We start from the raw sequence: 1518 nt of genomic DNA, 5'->3' as shown, positions 1-1518 counted from the left end.
CAGACTGCTGACAAACCAGTAGCGTTAGTCAGCAGTTTTTGATTCAGTGGGTCATGTTGAAGAAACCCGGCCCCGAGCAGACGGCGATCGAGATGGTTACGCTCGATGCGCTTGTTCCCAAGGATCATCTGCTGCGCAAGATCGACGCGGTGATCGACTTTTCCTTCATCCATGATCGCGTGTCGGGGCTTTACTGTGCGGACAATGGCCGTCCTCCGCTGGACCCGACCTTGATGTTCAAGGCGTTGTTCATCGGCTACCTGTTCGGCATCCGCTCGGAGCGCCAGTTGGTGCGCGAGATCGAAGTGAACGTGGCCTATCGCTGGTTTCTGGGGCTCAAGCTGATGGCGCCGGTGTTCGACGCCTCGACGTTGTCGCAGAACCGGCGCCGGCGCTACAACGACACGGATGTGGCTCAGGCCATCTTCGATGCCATCGTGGAGCAGGCGATCGGACATGGGCTTGTGGATGGCAAGGTGCTGTACACGGACTCCACCCATCTGAAGGCGAATGCCAACGCCAAGAAGTTCGACCTAGCCCAGGTTGCCAAGTCACGAGCCGATTACTGGCAAGCCCTGGACGCGGCTGTCGAGGCGGAGCGGGCGGCGCATGGCCAGGCCCCCCTGCCGGTGCGCGAACGTGAGCCCGAGGTGAAGCAGACCAAGGTCTCGCGGGTGGATCCGGACAGCGGCTACATGGTGCGCGATGGCAAGCCCAAAGGCTTCTTCTATCTCGATCACCGCACGGTGGACGGCAAGGTCGGCATCATCACCGATACCTTTGCCTCACCCGGCAATGTGCATGACAGCATCGTCTATCTGGGCCGGCTCGACCGCCAGCGCGAGCGCTTTGCCTTGCCGGTGAAGGCGGTAGGGCTGGATGCGGGCTATGCCAGTGCTGGCATCGCCAAGGGATTGGAGGATCGAGCCATCCTGGGTGTGACCGGCTATCGTACCCCCAACCCGCCCAAGCCTGGCATGATGCGCAAGAGCCAGTTCATCTATGAGGAGGAACGGGACGGCTATCGTTGCCCGCAGGGGCAGTTGCTGGCCTATGCCACCACAGACCGCGACGGCTATCGCCAGTACGCTTCCGATCCGGCCATCTGCCGCACCTGCCCGTTGCTGGCTTCATGCACCCGCTCCGCCGACAACCGACGCGTCATCACCCGGCACGTCTGGCACGAAGCGCGCGAGCGCACCGATGCAAACCGCCTCACGCCCTATGGCAAGCTGATCTACAAACGACGAAAGGAGACGGTGGAGCGTTCCTTCGCCGATGCCAAACAGTTGCACGGCCACCGCTATGCCCGCTTCCGAAGTCTCACACGCGTGGCCTGCCAATGCCTCCTGGCCGCTGTCGCCCAGAACATCAAGCGCATCGCCACTCTGCTGGCTCCCGCTTACAGGTCAGCACCAGCCTGAAAGGGCTCTTTCTCAAAAAAGTCGATAACTCAAACCTTTGCAGCAGGCACATAAAATAACCCCGCCAAAAATGGCGGGGTTTGTCAGCGGTCTG

Annotated in this window: 1 protein-coding gene; it reads left to right on the top strand. The window is 61.1% G+C overall.

Translation table 11 applies throughout. The features are described 5' to 3' along the window. The first annotated feature begins 53 nt into the window (after window positions 1–53). On the top strand, window positions 54–1424 hold the full coding sequence (locus tag ABXS05_RS34825; protein ID WP_311943922.1) for an IS1182 family transposase: 1371 nt from the start codon (window positions 54–56) through the stop codon (window positions 1422–1424). The last annotated feature ends 94 nt before the right edge of the window (window positions 1425–1518 follow it).

Source organism: Labrys neptuniae, from assembly GCF_040797145.1.
GTDB lineage: Bacteria > Pseudomonadota > Alphaproteobacteria > Rhizobiales > Labraceae > Labrys > Labrys neptuniae.
The sequence above is the reverse complement of the archived record's forward strand: the minus strand, read 5'-3'. Positions and strand labels throughout refer to the sequence as shown.